Here is a 17,500-nt window from a genome sequence, read left to right as displayed (position 1 = left end):
GAGGCATGATCTCGACATGGCCATCGCCGCGGGAATCGACTGCTCCACCCAGTTCACCAAGATCGTGGTCTGCGACACCGACACGGGTGCGGTGCTGCGGGAGAACCGTGCACCGCACCCCGGCGTCCCCGCCGGTTCCACCCCCACCGAGATCGACCCCCAGGCGTGGCTCCGCTCGCTCGGCGCCGCCGCCGAAGGCGGTCTGCTGGAGGGCATCTCGGCCATCGGCGTCTCCGCTCAGCAGCAGGGCCTGATCGGCCTGGACGCGGGCGGCGTGCTGGTCCGTCCCGCGATGCTGCGCAACGACCCGCGCCCGGCCACCGCCGCCCTCGCCCTGGTCGACGAGCTCGGCGGTCCCGCCGCCTGGGCCCAGGCGGTCGGCGCCGTCCCACCTGCCTCGTCGACCGTCGCCAAGCTCCGCTGGCTCGCGGAGAACGAGTCCGCCGCGGCCAAGCGGATCGCGGAGGTGCTGCTCCCGCACGACTGGCTGGTCTGGCAGCTCCTCGGCCAGTCCGCCCGGCGCACCACCGACCGCGGCGACGCCTCCGGCACGGGCTACTGGTCCACCGTCGAGGAGCGTTGGCGTCCGGACCTGGCCGCGCTGGCGCTCGGCCACGAACTGCACCAGTTCCCGCAGGTCCTCGGCCCCGCAGAGGCCGCCGGTCAGAGCCCCGAGGGCCTGCTGATCTCGGCCGGCACGGGCACGACCATGGCCACCGCGCTCGGCCTCGACCTCGGCCCGGGCGACGTGATGATCTCCCTCGGCAGCAACGGCACGCTCCACGCCGTGCACACCGAGGCCCTGCAGGACCCCGCCGTCGCCACCTACGCCGACGGCACCGGACGCTTCCTCGTCCAGGTGGTCACGCTCAACGCGGCCCGCGTCCTGCGCGCGGCGGCATTGATGCTGGGCACCGACCTCCAGGGCCTCAGCGAGCTGGCGCTGCGCTCCACCCCCGGCTCCTACGGTCTGGTCCTGCTCCCCTTCCTGGAGGGTGAGCGCACCCCGCCGCTGCCGCACGCCGCCGGGACGCTGGCCGGGCTGCGGGTCGACTCGATGAAGCCGGAGCACTTGGCCCGCGCGGCAGTGGAAGGCATGCTGTGCGGCCTCGCCGACGCGCTGGACGTGCTGCGCACGGCCGGGGTCCCGGTCCACCGGGTCTTCCTCACCGGCCTGGCCGGCCGGCTGGCCGCGGTCCAGGCCGCGGCGCCGGGCATCTTCGGCGTCCCCGTCGTCGTCCCGGCCCAGGCCGAGTACGCGGCGATCGGCGCTGCCCGCCAGGCCGCGTGGGCCCTGGCGGGCACCGCGGAACCCCCCACCTGGGAGCGCCCCGCGCCCGCGACCGTCCTGGACCCGTCCGACGAGACCGCGGTGGGCGGGGCGGTGCGGGCGCAGTACGAGGCCGTGCTGAAGCAGACGCACCCCGAACTGAACCGCTGACGTCCCTCAGTCGAGATAGCCCCGCAACTGGTCCGCGAACGCGTGGTCGCGCAGTTTGTTCAGCGTCTTGGACTCGATCTGGCGGATCCGTTCCCGCGTCACGCCGAAGAGTCGACCGATCTCCTCCAGCGTGCGCGGACGGCCGTCCGCCAAGCCGTAGCGGAGTTGGACCACCTTGCGTTCACGCTCCCCGAGCGTGCTGAGCACCGCCTCCAAGTGCTCGCGGAGGAGCATGAACGCCGCTGTCTCCACCGGGGACGCCGCGTCCCCGTCCTCGATGAGGTCCCCCAGGGCGACGTCGTCCTCCTCCCCGACAGGGGCGTGCAGGGAGACCGGTTCCTGGGCCAGGCGCAGGACCTCGATGACGCGTTCCGGCGACAGCTCCAGGACCGCGGCGACGTCCGCCGTGCTCGGTTCGGAGCCCTTCTCCTGGAGGAGTCTCCGCTGGACCCGGACCACACGGTTGATCAGCTCGACCACGTGGACCGGGACGCGGATCGTGCGGGCCTGGTCCGCGAGCGCGCGGCTCATCGCCTGGCGGATCCACCAGGTCGCGTACGTCGAGAACTTGTAGCCGCGGGCGTAGTCGAACTTCTCCACCGCGCGGATCAGGCCCAGGTTGCCCTCCTGGACCAGGTCCAGCATGGTGAGGCCGCGTCCGATGTAGCGTTTGGCCACCGAGACGACCAGGCGCAGGTTGGCCTCGATCAGGCGGCGCTTGGCCATCCGGCCGCGCACGATCAGCTGGTCGAGTTCGTCGGCGACGTGGACGTCGACGGTGTCGTGATGGAGCGTCAGATACTCCTCGGCGAAGAGCCCGGCCTCGACCCTGCGGGCCAGCTCCACCTCGTCGGCCGCGGTCAGCAGCGGGATCCGGCCGATCTCGCGCAGGTACTGGCGGAAGAGGTCCGCCGACGGGCCCCCGGTGTCGTCCAGTGCCGGGGCCGGCTCGTCCTCGACGGCCTGCAACTGCTCGGCCGTGGGCTCGTGAGTGGCCGGGACGGGTGCGGGGGCCGGCCCTATGACAGGGGCGCGGGGAACAGGAACGGTCACCGGGACCGGGTCGGAGGGCGGCGCGGTCGTGGGATGGAGGGCCGTGGCAACGTCCACGTCCTTCCCTTCCGGCGTCGGAGGAGGCCCCGGAGGCGGGGCCGACGCCTGCTCGGGGGCGGCGTTCGGGACACGCGGCATCGGAACGTCGGGCGGCTCGTCGCCCTCCGTCCGGGACGCCGGGGGCACGGCACCACCGTCGTCGGCGGGCCGCGACTGCGAATAGTGGGGCACCAGGACCAGTGTGCTCCCGGCCGGGGCTCCGGGCAGAGACCCGTGCGCAGAGTTTCTGTGGCCAAGCGGTCACCCAGGGTGAAGCGCCGCGGGTTCCGGGCACGCAGCCGACGCGGCGTCAGAGTGCCGCGACCCCACGGGATCGCAGCGCGCCCTCGTACTGCTGGAGTGCCCACAGCTCGCCCTGGACGGCCGCCAGCTGCTCCGGATCGCCGTTGGTGCCGAGGCGTTGCAGCTGGCCGCGGCAGGCGGCGACGCGACGGGCCACCGCCTGGAGCCGCAGCTTGACCAGGAATTCGCCCGCGTAGATCGCGTCCGGCGCACGACGGGTGCGCACCGGCTCGACGGCGAGCTCGGTGATCAGCCCACGCACCGCGTCGTCCGGGGCGACCTCGCGCAGCACGTCGACCCAGACGTCGGGAGCCTGCGCGCCGACGGTGACTCCGCCGCCCACGACGACGGCCTCCCGCACGGCCCTGTAGGGCGGAGTGGCGAACTCGTCGACGCCGAAGTGGTCCAGCACCGGGGCGACCAGCGCGGGGAACTGCAGGGCCAGCTTGAGCAGTTCGCGCTCCACGAACTGCACCGGGTTGCGCGGGTCCAGCCGGAACGCCGGGCGCTGCGGCGCGGCCTGGACGGGCGCGGGCTGGACACCCCGACGCTGCGGGCCGCCCTGCGCGTTGCCACCGGACTCGCGGCGCGACGCCTCCCACCGGGCCAGCTGGCCGACGCGGCGGACCACGAACTGCTCGTCCAGGATGCCCAGCAGACCGGCCAGCCGGACCGCGTACTCGTGCTGGATGGAGCGGTCCTTGATCCGGGCCACGATCGGCGCGGACTGGTCCAGCGCGGCAGCGCGGCCCTCCGCGGCGTCCAGGTTGTGGCTGGCGACGGCCGCCTTGATGGCGAACTCGAAGAGCGGGACCGGTTGTTCGATCAGGTTGCGGACCGCGTCGTCGCCCTCGGCCAGGCGCAGCTCGCACGGGTCCATCCCGCCGGGGCTGACCGCGATCGAGGTGCGGGCGGCGAACTTCTGGTCGTCCTCGAAGGCGCGCAGCGCGGCCTTCTGGCCGGCGGCGTCGCCGTCGAAGGTGAAGACCACCTCGCCCTTCCAGGCGGAGGTGTCCATCAGCAGCCGGCGCAGGATCTTGATGTGGTCCTCGCCGAAGGCGGTGCCACAGGTGGCCACGGCCGAGGGGACCCCGGCCAGGTGACAGGCCATCACATCGGTGTAGCCCTCGACCACCACGGCCCGGCCGGAGCGGGCGATCTCCTTCTTGGCCAGCTCGATGCCGTAGAGGACGTTGGACTTCTTGTAGAGCGGCGTCTCCGGGGTGTTCAGGTACTTCGGGCCGTTGTCGTCCTCGCGCAGGCGGCGCGCGCCGAAGCCGACGACCTCGCCGGTCAGGTCGCGGATCGGCCAGATCAGCCGGGCCCGGAACCGGTCCATCGGGCCGCGGCGGCCCTCCGAGCAGATGCCGGAGAGCAGCAGCTCGCGGTCGGTGTAGCCCTTGCCGCGCAGCAGCCGGGTCAGGTTCTCGAAGCCACCGGGCGCGTAGCCGACGCCGAAGTGGGCGGCGGCCTCGCGCTCGAAGCCGCGCTCCTTGAGGAAGCGGCGGCCGATCTCGGCCTCGGGGCTGTTCAGCTGCTCCTGGAACCAGGCGGAGGCCAGCTTGTTGATCTCCAGCAGCCGGGTCCGCTCACCCTGCTGACGCCCGGGGACGTAGGAGCCGCCCTCGTACCGCAACGTGATGCCGACCTGGGGCGCGAGCCGCTCCACCGTCTCCACGAAGGAGAGGTGTTCGATCTTCATCACGAACCCGATGGTGTCGCCGCTCTCCTGGCAGCCGAAGCAGTTGAAGACGCCCTTGGCCGGGTTGACGTAGAAGGACGCGGACTTCTCGTCGTGGAACGGGCAGAGGCCCTTGAGCTGACCGCCACCGCCGCCGGCGAGCTGGACGTACTCGCCGACGACGGCGTCGATCCGCAGGGCGGTCTTGACCGCCTGCACGTCCTCGTCCTTGATGCGTCCGGCCACGCCTGAAGTCTACGGGGGTGCGACGACACCCGAGGGTCACGCCGCTGCGGCGGCTGCTCCCCTGCCGACCGCTCCCGTGCCGACTGCTCCCCTGCCGACTACTCCCCCGCCAGCTCGGCGAGCGGGACCGCCGGGTCGGCCAGCCGTTCCGGGTCGACCGGGCGCTGCGAGCGGACCAGGTTCTGGATCGGCTCGGTCACGTCCCAGACGTTGACGTTCATCCCCGCCAGCACCCGGCCGTCCGCGCTTTGCCAGAACGCGATGAACTCGCGCTTGCCCGCGTCGCCGCGGACCACCACCCGCTCGTAGTCGCCGGGCGCGACGAAACCGGAGTACTCCATGCCGAGGTCGTACTGGTCCGAGAAGAAGTAGGGGACGCGGTCGTAGACGACCTCCTGTCCGAGCATGGACCGGGCGGCTGCCGGGCCGCCGTTCAGCGCGTTGGCCCAGTGCTCGACGCGCAGCCTGCGACGGAAGAGCGGATGCCAGGCCCCGGCCACGTCCCCGGCCGCGAAGATCCGCTCGTCGGAGCTGCGCAGGGACGCGTCGACCGCGATCCCGCCGCCCTCCTCGCGGCTCGCCAGGGCCAGCCCGGCCTGCTCGGCCAGCGCGGTCTGGGGAGCCGCGCCGACGGCGACGAGCACGGCGTGCGCGGGGTACTCCTGACCGTCACTGGTGTGGGCGGCCAGCACCATGCCGTCCCGGCCCTCGATGCCGGTGACCGTGGCGCCGAAGTGGAACTTCACGCCCCGCCCCTCGTGCAACTCGGCGAAGAACTCGCCCAACTCCGGACCGAGGACGGCGTGGAGCGGTGTCGGCAGCGGCTCGATCACGGTGACCTCGACGCCGTAGCCGCGGGCCGCCGCTGCCACCTCGAGACCGATCCAGCCCGCGCCGACGATCACCAGGGTGCCGTTCTCCCGCCCCAACGTCGTAAGCGTCGACCGCAGCCGGTCCGAGTCGGCGAGGCGACGCAGGAAGTGGACGCCGCCCAGGTCGATGCCGGGGATGTCCAGCACTCGCGGCGCGGCACCGGTGGTCAGCAGCAGCCGGTCGTAGCGGATCACCCCGTCGCCGCTCAGCTGCACCTCGCGCGCCTGGCGGTCCAGCCCCACGACGGCGGAGCCGAGGTGCAGCTCGACCTCGTGCGCGGCGTACCAGGCGGAGTCGTGCACGAAGAGCTCGGACCGCTCCGAGGCCCCGGTCAGGTAGCTCTTGGACAGGTTGGGGCGCTCGTACGGCTGCTCACGCTCCTCGCCGAGCAGTATCACCCGCCCGGAGAAGCCCTCCGTCCGCAGCGTCTCCGCGGCCTTGGCCCCGGCCAGTCCTCCGCCGACGATGACGTGCGTCTCGTGCGCGTCCGCCATGTTCCGTTCTCCCGCCTGTCGGATCACTCACTCGCTCTGCGGCTGTGTGCTCTGAAGCTGTGTGCTCTGTGCCGGGCGCTCTGTGCCGTGCCCGGCGCCACTGGTCCGTGTGCGCAGTTCCCGTGTTCGGCATCGAGAGTCCCGCATGAGCACCCGGAGGTGAAGAGGGCGTCACCCGTCCGTCGTGCGGGAGTCAATTCGGATCCTCCTGCCGAGGCTACTGACGCCCGGTCAGCAGCCGGTGCCGGACCAGCGCGGACGCGTCCGTCAGCGTGGCGATCTGGTCGATGACCGCCCGCAGCCGGCCGGCGTCGTCCTCGGCCTCCTCGTACAGCGTGCGGAAGACCGGGTCCAGCCCCTGCGGCGCGATCGCGACCAGTGCCTCGGCCAGCTCGCCGATCACCACCCGCTGCCGCTGGCGCAACAGCTCCTGGTCGTCGCGCTGCATGACGTAGCGGTCGGCGACCGCCTTGAGCACCGCGCACTCCAGCCTGACCGAGCGCGGCACGATCAGGTCGGCCTGATAGCGCGTCAGCGGGCCCGGGCCGTAGGAGGCGCGGGTGGCCGTCTCGGCGGCGGTACAGAACCGGCCGATCAGCTGGCTGGTGGCGTCCTTGATCCGGGCGCGGTCCCGCGCGGAGCCGTCGTAGCTGTGCGGCCACCACTCCTCGCCGCGCAGCCGGTCCAGCGCCTCGGCGAACTCCTCAGGCTCGGCGTTGGGCGCGTAGCGGGCCGCGACCTTGTACAGCTCGGCGCGCTCGGCGGTCGACACCAGCGCGGCCGGGTGGACATGGCCTGCGTGCAGGCCGTCCTCGACGTCGTGGACGGAGTAGGCCACGTCGTCGGCCCAGTCCATCACCTGCGCCTCGAAGCAGCGGTGGTCCGCCGGGGCGCCCTGGCGCAGCCAGCGGAAGACCGGCAGGTCGTCCGGGTACACGCCGTACTTGTGCGGCAGTTCGGCATGCTCGCCGCGCGCCCACGGGTACTTGGTGGCCGCGTCCAGCGCGGCCCGGGTCAGGTTGAGGCCGACGCTGGTGGTCCGGCCGTGGTCGTCCGGGTGCGGGACGAAGCGCTTGGGCTCCAGGCGGGTCAGGATGCGCAGGCTCTGCGCGTTGCCCTCGAAGCCGCCGCAGACCTGCGCCGCCTTGTCCAGCGCCTCCTCGCCGTTGTGACCGAACGGCGGGTGGCCGATGTCGTGGGAGAGACAGGCCGTCTCCACCAGGTCGGGGTCACAGCCCAGCGCCGCGCCCAACTCCCGCCCGACCTGGGCACACTCCAGCGAGTGGGTCAGCCTGGTCCGCGGGAAGTCGCTCTCCAGGGGCGCGACCACCTGCGTCGTCCCGGCCAGCCGCCGCAGCGCGGCGGAGTGCAGCACCCGTGCGCGGTCACGCTGGAAGGCCGTCCGGCCGGGACGCTTGTCCGGCTCCTCGACCCAACGCGCCTGCGCGGCGGGGCTGTAGCTGGTGACCTGCGCGGTTTCGTCCATCCCCGTCACGGTAACCCGACGGACCGACAGCTCGCGTCAGGCTCGCAGCAGGCGCTTCCGGCGCGGCTGCTCGGTCACCAGGCCGTCCCCCACTGCAAAAGGCTCAGGAGCGCGACGGCGAAGGCGTCACCGCTCCGGCTGCGGACGCCGCCTGGTACAGCGCCTTGGCCGGGGCGCCGAAGTACGCCGCGTACGACACGTCGTCCGTGTCGCCGCCCTCCTGGTAGCCGCCGATCACGCCGAGGACCGTGCCCAGGCCGGAGACCGGGTCGATGTCCCGGAGCAGCGGGCCACCGCTCGTCCCGTCGGTGAAGCCGGTGCAGTCGAACTCCGCCTGGGTGGGGCTGAAGATCTTGGTCGTGTTGAGGCAGGAGACCGGCTTGTCCGTCTCCGCCGGGTAGCCGACCACCCCGACCGTCGCCGGCATCGGCTGGTTGAAGGCGATCTTCTCGGCGCCGACCTCGTCCTCGACCCGGGCGCTCGGGTCACCGTTCTTGTGGACGACGGCGAAGGCGACGTCCGTGTCCGGGTCGCTGTTGGCCGCCCAGTGCGGGTCGATCAGCAGCGCCGAGGAGTACCACACGCCGAACGGCTGCTGGCCGTCGTGGTAGCCGGGGACGAAGGCGATCGGGCCGGGGGTGGGCGAGCCGTTGGCCGGGTCGCTCAGGCAGTGCGCAGCGAGGACGATGACGTCGCCGCCGGGAGAGTCGACCACGCTCGCCGTGCAGAAGTGGTGGGACAGCGACGTGTCACTGGCGGAGAAGACCGCGCCGACCGCGGGCAGTCCCCCGAACTCGCTCGCATGGCCGTTCGGCGTCGCCAGGGGCCCCGCGAGACTTGTCGGTACGGACGCCTTCGGATGGGGCATGCTGTATGCGTCCAGCGGTCCCGAGGCCCGGCGCTCGGTGGCTGCCTCACCGGCGGCACCCGTGCTCGCGTGGACCAGAACCACGAGGAAGCACGCCACGAAAGCCAGCGCCCCAACGGAGCGTGACGTTCGTCGCAACAGTCCTCGGTCCACCGTCGGATCATAGACATCGGCTCGGGGGGGCTGTCGAGAGGCGCGGCGTGGCTACTGTCTGCTTTTTCGACAGTTCTGTCACGAACGTACAGGTAAGAGGTCTGCCCTCACCTGCCTTGGCTAGCGTGCAAATAAGATGGCACCCCACTCCGGCGTCCACCGCCGCAGGGTGTTCAGAGAGAGACAGAGGCCATCGGGCCTGCCCCCGACCTCGAATCGCGAGAGACGAAGAGACCCAGACGTGAGCCTGACCGGAACAGCGTTCTTCTACACCCTGATCATTGCGACACTCGTCGCGATGGCGGGCACTCTGGTGCTCTGGGGTCGGGTGCGAGGCCCCCAGTGGCTGCGCTGGGTCAGCCGGGTCGCGATGATCGCGGCCTGCCAGCTGACCGCCATCTCGGTGGTCGCCGTCTGGATCAACAACTCGAACGGCCTCTACACCTCGTGGGCGGACCTCTTCGGCGAGCAGCAGCCGATCAGCGTCCCGGTCGCCTCCGCCGACAACGGCATGAACATCCAGTTCGCGGCGGACCGGGCGGGCTTCCAGCGGGCCCACTTCTTCGGCAAGGCGTCCGGGCTGACCGGCGAGGCGCTGGTGTGGGTGCCGCCGCAGTACAACGAGCCGCAGTACGCGCGCTACGACTTCCCGGTGATCACGCTGCTCTCCGGCTACCCGGGCAGCCCGTGGTCCTGGATCGGCGGCGGCGGCGTGCCGAACAGTATCTCGGGGATGATGGCCAACGGCACCCTGCAGCCCTCCATCCTGGTGATCCCGGAGATCTCCCCGTCCGGGGTCAACACGGACTGCACGGACGTGGGCGTGAACAAGAACGCCACGTGGCTGGCCAAGGACGTGCCCAGCATGATCAAGAACCAGTTCCGGGTGATGAACAACCCGCACGCCTGGGGCCTGGTGGGCTACTCCACCGGCGGCTACTGCGCACCGAAGCTCGTGCTCCAGTACCCGACCGTCTTCGGCAGCGCGGTCGGCATGAGCCCCGACGACTTCCACGGCGACCCGACCATCGTCCGCGACAAGAAGATCCTGGCCGCGCAGAACCCGCTGGCGATCGCCAAGAAGGCGACCAACTCGGACGTGTCCATACTCATCGCCACCACCAAGAGTGACCGTTTCAGCACCCCGGCCAACGCCCAGCTGCTGTACCACACGGTCAAGTGGCCGGTGCAGATGCCGCAGCCGATCGTCCTCAACGACGGCGGCCACAACTGGAACACCTGGAAGAGCCTCTACCCGGTGGTCTTCCCGTGGCTGAGCCAGCAGTTGATGGCTCCTCAGCCTGCGGCGACGCCGAGCCCCTCGCCCTCCCCGGTGATCAAGGCCGACGCGGTCGCCAAACTCGACAGCACCTACGCCCTGCTGACGGGCCGTAGCCAGGGCTGAGACGAACCGTCAGGACAGCGCAGAAGGGGTGGGGCCCAGCGGGCCCCACCCCTTCTCGTATCGGTAATGACCACGGTGTGAATGCGGGCTCAGAGCCGTCACGACGCGGTCACGACAAGGTCACTCCCCCTCGCCCTGCTCGGCGAGGAACTCCTCGAAGGCGCGGCCGAGTTCGTCGGCGGAGGGCAGGTCCACCGGCTCGGCGAGCAGGCTCTCCCGGTCGGCGGCGCCCGCCACCGCGTCGTACTGCTGCTCCAAGCCCTGGATGGCGGTACGCAGCTCCGCGTCGCCCTCGGCGATCTGACGGTCGACGTCCTCGCGGACCTCGTCGATCCGGCCGCGCAGGCCCGTGCCGGGCAGCATCAGCCCGGTGGCCCCCTGGAGGGCCTCCAGGACGCTCACAGCGGCGTCCGGGTAGGGCGTGCGGGCGAGGTAGTGCGGCACGTGGGCGGCGAAGCCGATCACGTCGTGCCCGGCCTCGGCCAGCCGGAACTCCAGCATCCCGCCGACGCTCCCGGGCACCTGCACCTTCTCGAACCAGCGCGGGTGGACGCCCAGCAGCTCCTTGCGGTTGCCGTGCGGGGTCAGGCCCACGGGACGGGTGTGCGGGACGCCCATCGGGACGCCGTGGAAGGTCACCGAGAGGCGCACGCCGAGCCGCTCCACCACCTGGAGCACGGCCGCGGCGAACCGCTCCCACTCGACGTCCGGCTCCGGCCCGGTCAGCACCAGGAACGGCACGCCGACGGCGTCGTGGACCAGATGCAGGTCGAGCGCCGGGGCCGCGTAGGAGGCCCAGTGGTCCTGGTCGAAGACCATGGCCGGGCGGCGGGCCCGGTAGTCCACCAGCCGGTCCGCGTCGAAGCGGGCGATCAGCTTCTTCTCCGGGTCGGCGAGCAGCTCCTCGACGATCTGCTCACCCGTCTCACCGGCGTCCATGAAGCCCTCGAAGAAGTGGAGCAGGATCGAGGCGTCCGCGGCCAGCTCCTCGGCTTCGGGCTCGAATGCGTACAGCCCCTGCGGTTCCAGCACCTGCGTACCACTCCTTCGCTCGCCTGCGTGCACGCCGATCGCGGGGTGCCCGGAAAAAGGCTTCCCCTACCCTGGTGCAAGCATTGCGGAACCCTGGTTCATTCCCCAATTCGGTGCGCGGAGCGGAAACGTGCGCCCCCGATGACACGCCGTGCATGCCGGAATCGCGCGGCTGGGATGACTTAGTCCCCCGGTGCAGGTATGGTCCTCTCGCTGCACTCCACTCCCGTCACTGCGTACGCTGCGTGGAGCGCCCGCACCACCCCTTGCTTCGCACCTTGCCTTCATCTGGCCGCCCGCTGTCCTTCGCGCTCTCGTCTCCGCCTCGGCCATCTTCCGGACACAAACTGTCCCCCCGCTCCCCGCGTGCCTCACGGCGAACGCGATCCGTCGCCGTACCCGCGCACGCCGGGGTGCTCTCTCCCGTCCCCACCCGCCGAAGGACCGAAGGCCAAGTGCCCGTTCCCGTCTTCCTCTGCGGCACCACCGCGTGGCTGGAGCCGCTCGCCGAGCACCACATCGAGCCCCTGGCCGCGGCTGCGGCCGAGGACCGCAGCAGTTATGCCTTCACGCCGGTTCCGCACGGCGTCGAAGCGACGGCACGTTACGTCCACGACGCGCTCGCCGCCCAGGCGGCGGGGCGCGCGCTGCCCTTCGCCACGGTCAGAGCCTCGGACGGCCTGGTGGTCGGGTCGACCCGGTTCACCGAGCTGGACTACTGGCAGGGCCCGGTGATCTGGCCTCCCGGCCCACGTGGCCCCGTCGGCGACCCGCTCGCCGCCACCCCCGACGCCACCGAGATCGGCGCCACCTGGCTCTCCTCCCGCGCCCAGGGCACCGGAATCAACACCGAGGCCAAGCTTCTGATGCTGCGTCACGCCTTCGAGACGTGGGGCGTGCGCAGGGTGTCCCTCCGGGCGGATGCGCGGAACATGCGGTCACGCGTGGCGATCGAGCGCCTGGGCGCAGTGCTGGAGGGCGTCCACCGCAACCACACCCGCGGCTTGGACGGCATGGTCCGCGGCACGGCGTTCTACTCCATCCTCGACGAGGAGTGGCCGGCGGCGCGGGCCGCGCTGGAGCTCAGGGCCCTGAGCCGCCCCACCGCCCTGGCCCCTGACCGACCGCTGATCTCGGCGTAGGGGGACGTTGCCCTAACCCTTGACCACAATCGTCACCTTCCAGCTACCTCCGGACTTGGTCGTGCTGGTCAGCACGGCGGTACCGTCCGCCGTGCCGACGAACATCGCCGGGGTGACGCCGAGCGGCGCGGTCATCACGCCGGTGTTGGCCGGGGCGAGGATCTGCGCTCCGGAGGCCTGGACCTGGCCCCACTGGCTGCCCTTGACCGCCGTCAGGAAGACGTCCACCCTGCCTCCCTTCGCCAGGCAGTAGGCGCCGTTCTGTTGCTCCGTCAGCTGCCCTGCGGAGTGCGGCAGCACACCCGCCGGCAGCTGCGTGCACGCCGGCGCGGGCGCCGCTGCCGCCGCAGACGACGCAGCCGCCGAGGCCGGTGCTGACGAGGCCGGGGCGGAAGCAGACGACGATCCGCTCGTGCACGCCGTGGCGACGAACGGCAGCAGCAGGACAGGCAGTATTCGCAGGACTCGGTTCACCACTCGCTCCTCCGGGAAGGCCCGAGGCCGGGCCCGCCCCCTGGGGGACGGACTCGGCCTCGGTAGGACTCAGAACTCAGTGCTCAGAACTCGGTGCTCAGAACTCAGTGCTGGTTGCTCGCGCCAGCGTAGTAGGTGACGCAGTTGCCCGCGCCCCCTCCGTAGTTGTTGCTCCACAGCGACTGGACCGCGAAGTTGGCGCCGTTCAGGCTGATGATCGCGGACGCGCCCTGGCCGCTGGAGATCCAGGCGCACTTGTCACCGGTCTCGGAGCCGGACGGGTCCACCCAGCCGCTGCTCGGCGCCGGGTCGGTCAGCGTCTCCGCGTACTCGTGGCCACCGACGATGGTGATGCCCTCGTCGGTCGAGTTCACGCCGGAGGAGCCGGTGGCGACGAAGCCCGAACCGCAGGACGAGCCCGCGTCGGTGATGTACGGCATGTTGGTGTAGGGCAGGTCCGCACCGGACGCCGTGGTGGTGTGGTCGTGCCAGGCGCAGTACTGGGTCTTGAAGCCGGACGGCACCACGCCGTGGGCGGCGTCGACGATGATCTGCACGTTGTCGCCGGAGACGCCGAAGTGCGACGCGGCCTTGACCGCCTCGGCGGCGATCTGGGCGTCGCTGGGCTTGGTCGGCGCCTTGGTGGAGCTGTCCAGCCAGGTGCCGCCGACCGGGTTGGCGGCCGGGTGGCCGACCGGGGTGCCCGCGCCGTTGCACTGGGTGGTGCCGGTGGCGACGCCCTCGCAGTACTGGGTCTGCGAGGTGAAGAAGGTGTCACCGCTGCCGTAGGCGTGCTGGAAGAAGTTCAGCTGGAGGGCGGCCTCGCCGGACGGGTCGTTGGTGACCGTGGAGCCGGTCCCCCACTGGTTGCCCCAGTAGACGACGTAGACGGTGGGGGAGGTGACGACGTTTCCGCCGCCGTACGCCAGGTTGCCGGTGGTGCTCACCGCAGCGGACGCCTTGTGGGCGTTCATGTGGTGCGGAGCGAGCTCGCTGGCGTTGGCGGGGCTCGCGGCGAGGAAGCCCGCAGCGGCGATCGCGGTGGCGCAGCCTGCGACGAGTGCAGAACGGAGCACGGGTGTTGCCCTTCTCGACGGGGGAATTACGGGAGGGCTGTGCAGCGCCGCTGGCCGAGCGGCAGTGGTGTCACCACGATTGGGGGTTGCTCTTGCGATGCGAGAACTTAGCTGGCCGATCATTGTCCGTTCAAGAGCCGGACAGCCCCCTCTGAGCGAACTCAGAGATTCCGGAAACAAAACCGCCACGTTGCGGCTCCCACCAGCGAAAACAAACCCGCGAACCAGCCAGATTCCAGGCGGAACTGACGCGAAATCAGGGTCTACACGCGTCCCGCTGCGGCCCGGAGGAAAACAGAAAAGCCGGGGCGGGGGGCCCCCCCCCGGGGGGGGGCGCCCCCCCCCCCCGGCGGGCCCCCTGCGGCTACTCTGCGCCGAGCTCCGCAGGGGACGTGCGGTGCGGGCAGCGAGCCCCCTCCGGTCCCTCGGCTCTACCCATCCTTGGTCGGGGACAGGGACGTGGTGAGGAGGGGGTTTGCCCCCGCGCTGGCACCCGGCAGGTTGCGCACCGGGTGAGGGTTGTCAGCGCGAGTCGCTGCCCGCCGTCTCGATGGCGGCGCGGCCTGCCTCCAGGCGCGCCACCGGGATCCGGAAGGGCGAGCAGGACACGTAGTCCAGCCCGACCTCGTGGAAGAAGTGGACCGAGTCCGGGTCGCCGCCGTGCTCGCCGCAGACGCCGAGCTTGAGGTCCGGACGGGTCTTGCGGCCCTCGATCGCGGCGTTCCGGACGAGGGCGCCGACACCGTCGCGGTCGATGGTCTCGAACGGGGAGACCCCGAAGATGCCCTTCTCCAGGTAGGCCGTGAAGAAGCTGGCCTCGACGTCGTCGCGGCTGAAGCCCCAGACCGTCTGGGTCAGGTCGTTGGTACCGAAGGAGAAGAACTCGGCGGCCTCGGCGATCTGACCGGCGGTCACCGCGGCACGCGGCAGCTCGATCATGGTGCCGAGCGCGATCTTCAGATCGGTCCCGGTCGCGGCCTGGACCTCGGCGAGGACCTTCTCCGCCTCGTCACGCACTATCTCCAGCTCCTGGACGGTGCCCACGAGCGGGATCATGATCTCGGCACGCGGGTCGGCGCCGGCCAGCTTGCGCTCGGCCGCGGCCTCCGCGATCGCCCGGACCTGCATCGCGAACAGGCCGGGGATGACCAGGCCGAGGCGGACGCCGCGCAGACCCAGCATCGGGTTCTGCTCGTGCAGCCGGTGCACGGCCTGGAGCAGGCGCAGGTCGTTCTCGTTCGGGTCCTTGCGGGCCTCGGCGAGGGCGACGCGCACCGACAGCTCGGTGATGTCCGGCAGGAACTCGTGCAGCGGCGGGTCCAGCAGGCGGACCGTCACCGGCAGGCCGTCCATGGCCGTGAAGAGCTCGACGAAGTCGGTCTTCTGCAGCGGCAGCAGGACGGAGAGCGCGGCCTCGCGGTCGGCGTCGTTGTCGGCCAGGATCAGCCGCTCGACCTCCTTGCGGCGCTCCTCGCCGAGGAACATGTGCTCGGTGCGGCACAGGCCGATGCCCTGGGCGCCGTAGCGGCGGGCGCGGTTCGCGTCCTCGGCGTTGTCGGCGTTGGCGCGGACCCGCAGGCGGCGGACCGAGTCGGCGTGGGAGATGATCCGGTGGACCGCCTTGACCAGGCCACCCTCCTCGTCGGCGCCGGCGTGCAGGGTGCCCTCGAAGTACTCGACGACGGGGCTCGGTACGACCGGTACCTCGCCGAGGTACACCTTGCCGGTGGAGCCGTCGATCGAGATCAGGTCGCCCTCCTCGATCACCTGACCGTCGGCGGTGGTGAACCGGCGCTTCTTGGTGTCGACCTCGAGCTCCTCGGCGCCGCAGACACAGGTCTTGCCCATGCCGCGGGCGACGACGGCGGCGTGCGAGGTCTTGCCGCCGCGCGAGGTCAGGATGCCCTGGGCGGCGATCATGCCGTCGAGGTCGTCCGGGTTGGTCTCGCGACGGACCAGGATGACCTTCTCGCCGGAGCGGGACCACTTGACGGCGGTGTAGGAGTCGAAGACGGCCTTGCCGACCGCCGCGCCCGGGGAGGCGGCGATGCCCCGGCCGATCTTCTCGACCTTGGTGTCCTCGTCGAAGCGGGGGAACATCAGCTGCGCGAGCTGCGAGCCGTTGACGCGGTGCAGCGCCTCGTCCAGGTCGATCAGGCCCTGGTCGACCAGCTGGACGGCGATGCGGAAGGCCGCGGCCGCGGTGCGCTTGCCGACGCGGGTCTGCAGCATCCACAGCTTGCCGCGCTCGATGGTGAACTCGATGTCGCAGAGGTCCCGGTAGTGGTTCTCCAGGGTCTGCATGATGCTCATGAGCTCGTCGTAGGACTTCTTGTCCAGCTGCTCGAGCTCGGACAGCTGCACCGTGTTGCGGATACCGGCGACGACGTCCTCGCCCTGGGCGTTGGACAGGTAGTCGCCGTAGACGCCCTGGTGGCCGGAGGCGGGGTCGCGGGTGAAGGCCACGCCGGTGCCGGAGTCCTCGCCGAGGTTGCCGAAGACCATGGAGCAGACGTTGACCGCGGTGGCCAGGTCGTGCGGGATGCGCTCCTGACGGCGGTAGAGCTTCGCCCGGTCGCTGTTCCAGGAGTCGAAGACGGCGTGGATCGCCAGGTCGAGCTGCTCACGCGGGTCCTGCGGGAAGTCACGCCCTGCGTGGTCCTTGACGATCTTCTTGAACGTCTTGACCAGGCCCTTGAGGTCCGCGGCGTCCAGGTCCAGGTCGTTGACCGTGCCCTTGGCCCGCTTGACGTCCTCCAGCGCCTCCTCGAAGAGCTCACCCTCGACGCCCAGCACGGTCTTGCCGAACATCTGGACCAGGCGCCGGTACGAGTCCCAGGCGAAGCGCTCGTTGCCGGACTGCTTGACGAGGCCCTTCACCGAGGCGTCGGAGAGGCCGATGTTGAGGACGGTGTCCATCATGCCGGGCATGGAGAACTTCGCGCCCGAACGCACCGACACCAGCAGCGGGTCGGTCGCGTTGCCGAGCTTCTTGCCCATGGTGGCCTCGAGCGCGTCGAGGTGTGCACTCACCTCGTCACGCAGCGGGGCCGGCTCGGAGCCGGTCTCCAGATAGACCTTGCAGGCCTCGGTGGTGATGGTGAATCCCGGAGGGACGGGAAGGCCGAGGTTGGTCATCTCGGCGAGGTTCGCGCCCTTACCGCCGAGAAGGTCCTTGAGGTCCTTGTTGCCCTCGGTGAAATCAAAGACGAATTTGGTGAGCGTGTCCTTGGTGGCCACGAGAGGGTCTCCTGCCGCACGGTTGCCCTGACGCCGGAGAACATACCCAGATCAAAGGCGGTTGGCTGCCCCCACTAGGCCGTCAGGGTCTCGTACCAACGGGTAACCCACGAGATCGAAACCCCGGAATCGGGCTTCGCCTGCGAAAGTTAAATCGTCGCCCTGACGCTAGCTCGTCTTCAAAGGTTGAAGGCAGGGTCGCACCTTCGTCATCTTTGGGCCATCAGACGGACACCCTGCGCTACGGCAACGTTTCCTTGGTTCAATCCTCTGGAGACAACAGCCCGACCACTGGCCACGGCTCGTTCGGGAAGCGTTTCACGACCCTTGCCACCTGCAGTTTTACGTCCTTCTGACGCAAAGTGACGAGGAATGTGGCCGGAGTCACGCGCCGCGACGGCTGCCGTCTCACCCCTCGTGCGTAGCCGGTCTCACCATCCGTCGCGGCATGTCCACGCTCAGTGGCCGACCCGTCACGCAATAACTGACCCGTC

The 17,500-nt window shown here is 70.8% G+C and carries 12 protein-coding genes; 3 read left to right on the top strand and 9 right to left on the bottom strand.

The window, feature by feature from the left end:
* The first annotated feature begins 16 nt into the window (after positions 1-16).
* Positions 17-1,441: an FGGY family carbohydrate kinase gene (locus ABH928_RS07865; protein WP_370063529.1), complete on the top strand. Its 1,425-nt coding sequence runs from the start codon at positions 17-19 to the stop codon at positions 1,439-1,441.
* 6 nt (positions 1,442-1,447) lie between these two features.
* Here the strand turns inward: ABH928_RS07865 and ABH928_RS07860 are convergent, their stop codons facing one another.
* From ABH928_RS07860 to ABH928_RS07840, 5 genes are all read right to left on the bottom strand, one after another.
* Complete coding sequence (locus ABH928_RS07860; RefSeq protein WP_370063527.1) at positions 1,448-2,551, bottom strand: RNA polymerase sigma factor; 1,104 nt, start codon at positions 2,549-2,551, stop codon at positions 1,448-1,450.
* Positions 2,552-2,843: 292 nt separating this feature from the next.
* Positions 2,844-4,763 (bottom strand): DNA primase, encoded by a 1,920-nt coding sequence (gene dnaG, locus ABH928_RS07855; RefSeq protein WP_370063525.1) that lies wholly within the window; start codon positions 4,761-4,763, stop codon positions 2,844-2,846.
* 98 nt (positions 4,764-4,861) lie between these two features.
* Positions 4,862-6,130 carry an NAD(P)/FAD-dependent oxidoreductase gene (locus ABH928_RS07850; protein WP_370063523.1) on the bottom strand — a complete coding sequence of 423 codons (1,269 nt, stop codon included), beginning with the start codon at positions 6,128-6,130 and terminating at the stop codon, positions 4,862-4,864.
* 217 nt (positions 6,131-6,347) lie between these two features.
* A complete protein-coding gene (locus ABH928_RS07845; RefSeq protein ID WP_370063521.1) occupies positions 6,348-7,616 on the bottom strand; it encodes a deoxyguanosinetriphosphate triphosphohydrolase in 1,269 nt (422 codons plus the stop codon).
* Positions 7,617-7,719: 103 nt separating this feature from the next.
* Positions 7,720-8,583: a serine protease gene (locus tag ABH928_RS07840; protein WP_370063519.1), complete on the bottom strand. Its 864-nt coding sequence runs from the start codon at positions 8,581-8,583 to the stop codon at positions 7,720-7,722.
* Positions 8,584-8,878: 295 nt separating this feature from the next.
* On the opposite strand from ABH928_RS07840, the gene ABH928_RS07835 reads away from it, so the two are divergent.
* Entirely contained in the window at positions 8,879-10,042 is a 1,164-nt protein-coding gene (locus tag ABH928_RS07835) for an alpha/beta hydrolase (protein ID WP_370063517.1), read from the top strand.
* A 120-nt stretch (positions 10,043-10,162) separates the two neighbouring features.
* Here the strand turns inward: ABH928_RS07835 and ABH928_RS07830 are convergent, their stop codons facing one another.
* The gene (locus ABH928_RS07830) at positions 10,163-11,074 is read right to left on the bottom strand and encodes a PAC2 family protein (RefSeq protein WP_370063515.1); all 912 of its coding nucleotides are present in this window, start codon (positions 11,072-11,074) and stop codon (positions 10,163-10,165) included.
* A 455-nt stretch (positions 11,075-11,529) separates the two neighbouring features.
* On the opposite strand from ABH928_RS07830, the gene ABH928_RS07825 reads away from it, so the two are divergent.
* Positions 11,530-12,216 (top strand): GNAT family N-acetyltransferase, encoded by a 687-nt coding sequence (locus ABH928_RS07825; RefSeq protein WP_370063513.1) that lies wholly within the window; start codon positions 11,530-11,532, stop codon positions 12,214-12,216.
* A 12-nt stretch (positions 12,217-12,228) separates the two neighbouring features.
* Here the strand turns inward: ABH928_RS07825 and ABH928_RS07820 are convergent, their stop codons facing one another.
* The 3 genes from ABH928_RS07820 to ppdK all read right to left on the bottom strand — a co-directional run bounded on the left by ABH928_RS07820 (position 12,229) and on the right by ppdK (position 17,006).
* Positions 12,229-12,690, bottom strand: a complete 462-nt coding sequence (locus ABH928_RS07820; RefSeq protein ID WP_370063511.1) for a hypothetical protein — start codon at positions 12,688-12,690, stop codon at positions 12,229-12,231.
* Positions 12,691-12,794: 104 nt separating this feature from the next.
* Positions 12,795-13,766 carry a hypothetical protein gene (locus ABH928_RS07815; RefSeq protein WP_370063509.1) on the bottom strand — a complete coding sequence of 324 codons (972 nt, stop codon included), beginning with the start codon at positions 13,764-13,766 and terminating at the stop codon, positions 12,795-12,797.
* Positions 13,767-14,288: 522 nt separating this feature from the next.
* A complete protein-coding gene (ppdK, locus tag ABH928_RS07810; protein ID WP_370063507.1) occupies positions 14,289-17,006 on the bottom strand; it encodes a pyruvate, phosphate dikinase in 2,718 nt (905 codons plus the stop codon).
* Positions 17,007-17,500 lie beyond the last annotated feature (494 nt).

Source organism: Streptacidiphilus sp. MAP5-3 (genome assembly GCF_041262505.1).
Lineage (GTDB): Bacteria > Actinomycetota > Actinomycetes > Streptomycetales > Streptomycetaceae > Streptacidiphilus.
This window is presented reverse-complemented; position numbering and strand designations above follow the sequence as displayed.

Coding starts and splice junctions, on each gene's coding strand:
- ABH928_RS07865 (WP_370063529.1), top strand. CDS start 17: ATGGCCATCGCCGCGGGAATCGACTGCTCCACCCAGTTCACCAAGATC.
- ABH928_RS07850 (WP_370063523.1), bottom strand. CDS start 6,130: ATGGCGGACGCGCACGAGACGCACGTCATCGTCGGCGGAGGACTGGCC.
- ABH928_RS07845 (WP_370063521.1), bottom strand. CDS start 7,616: ATGGACGAAACCGCGCAGGTCACCAGCTACAGCCCCGCCGCGCAGGCG.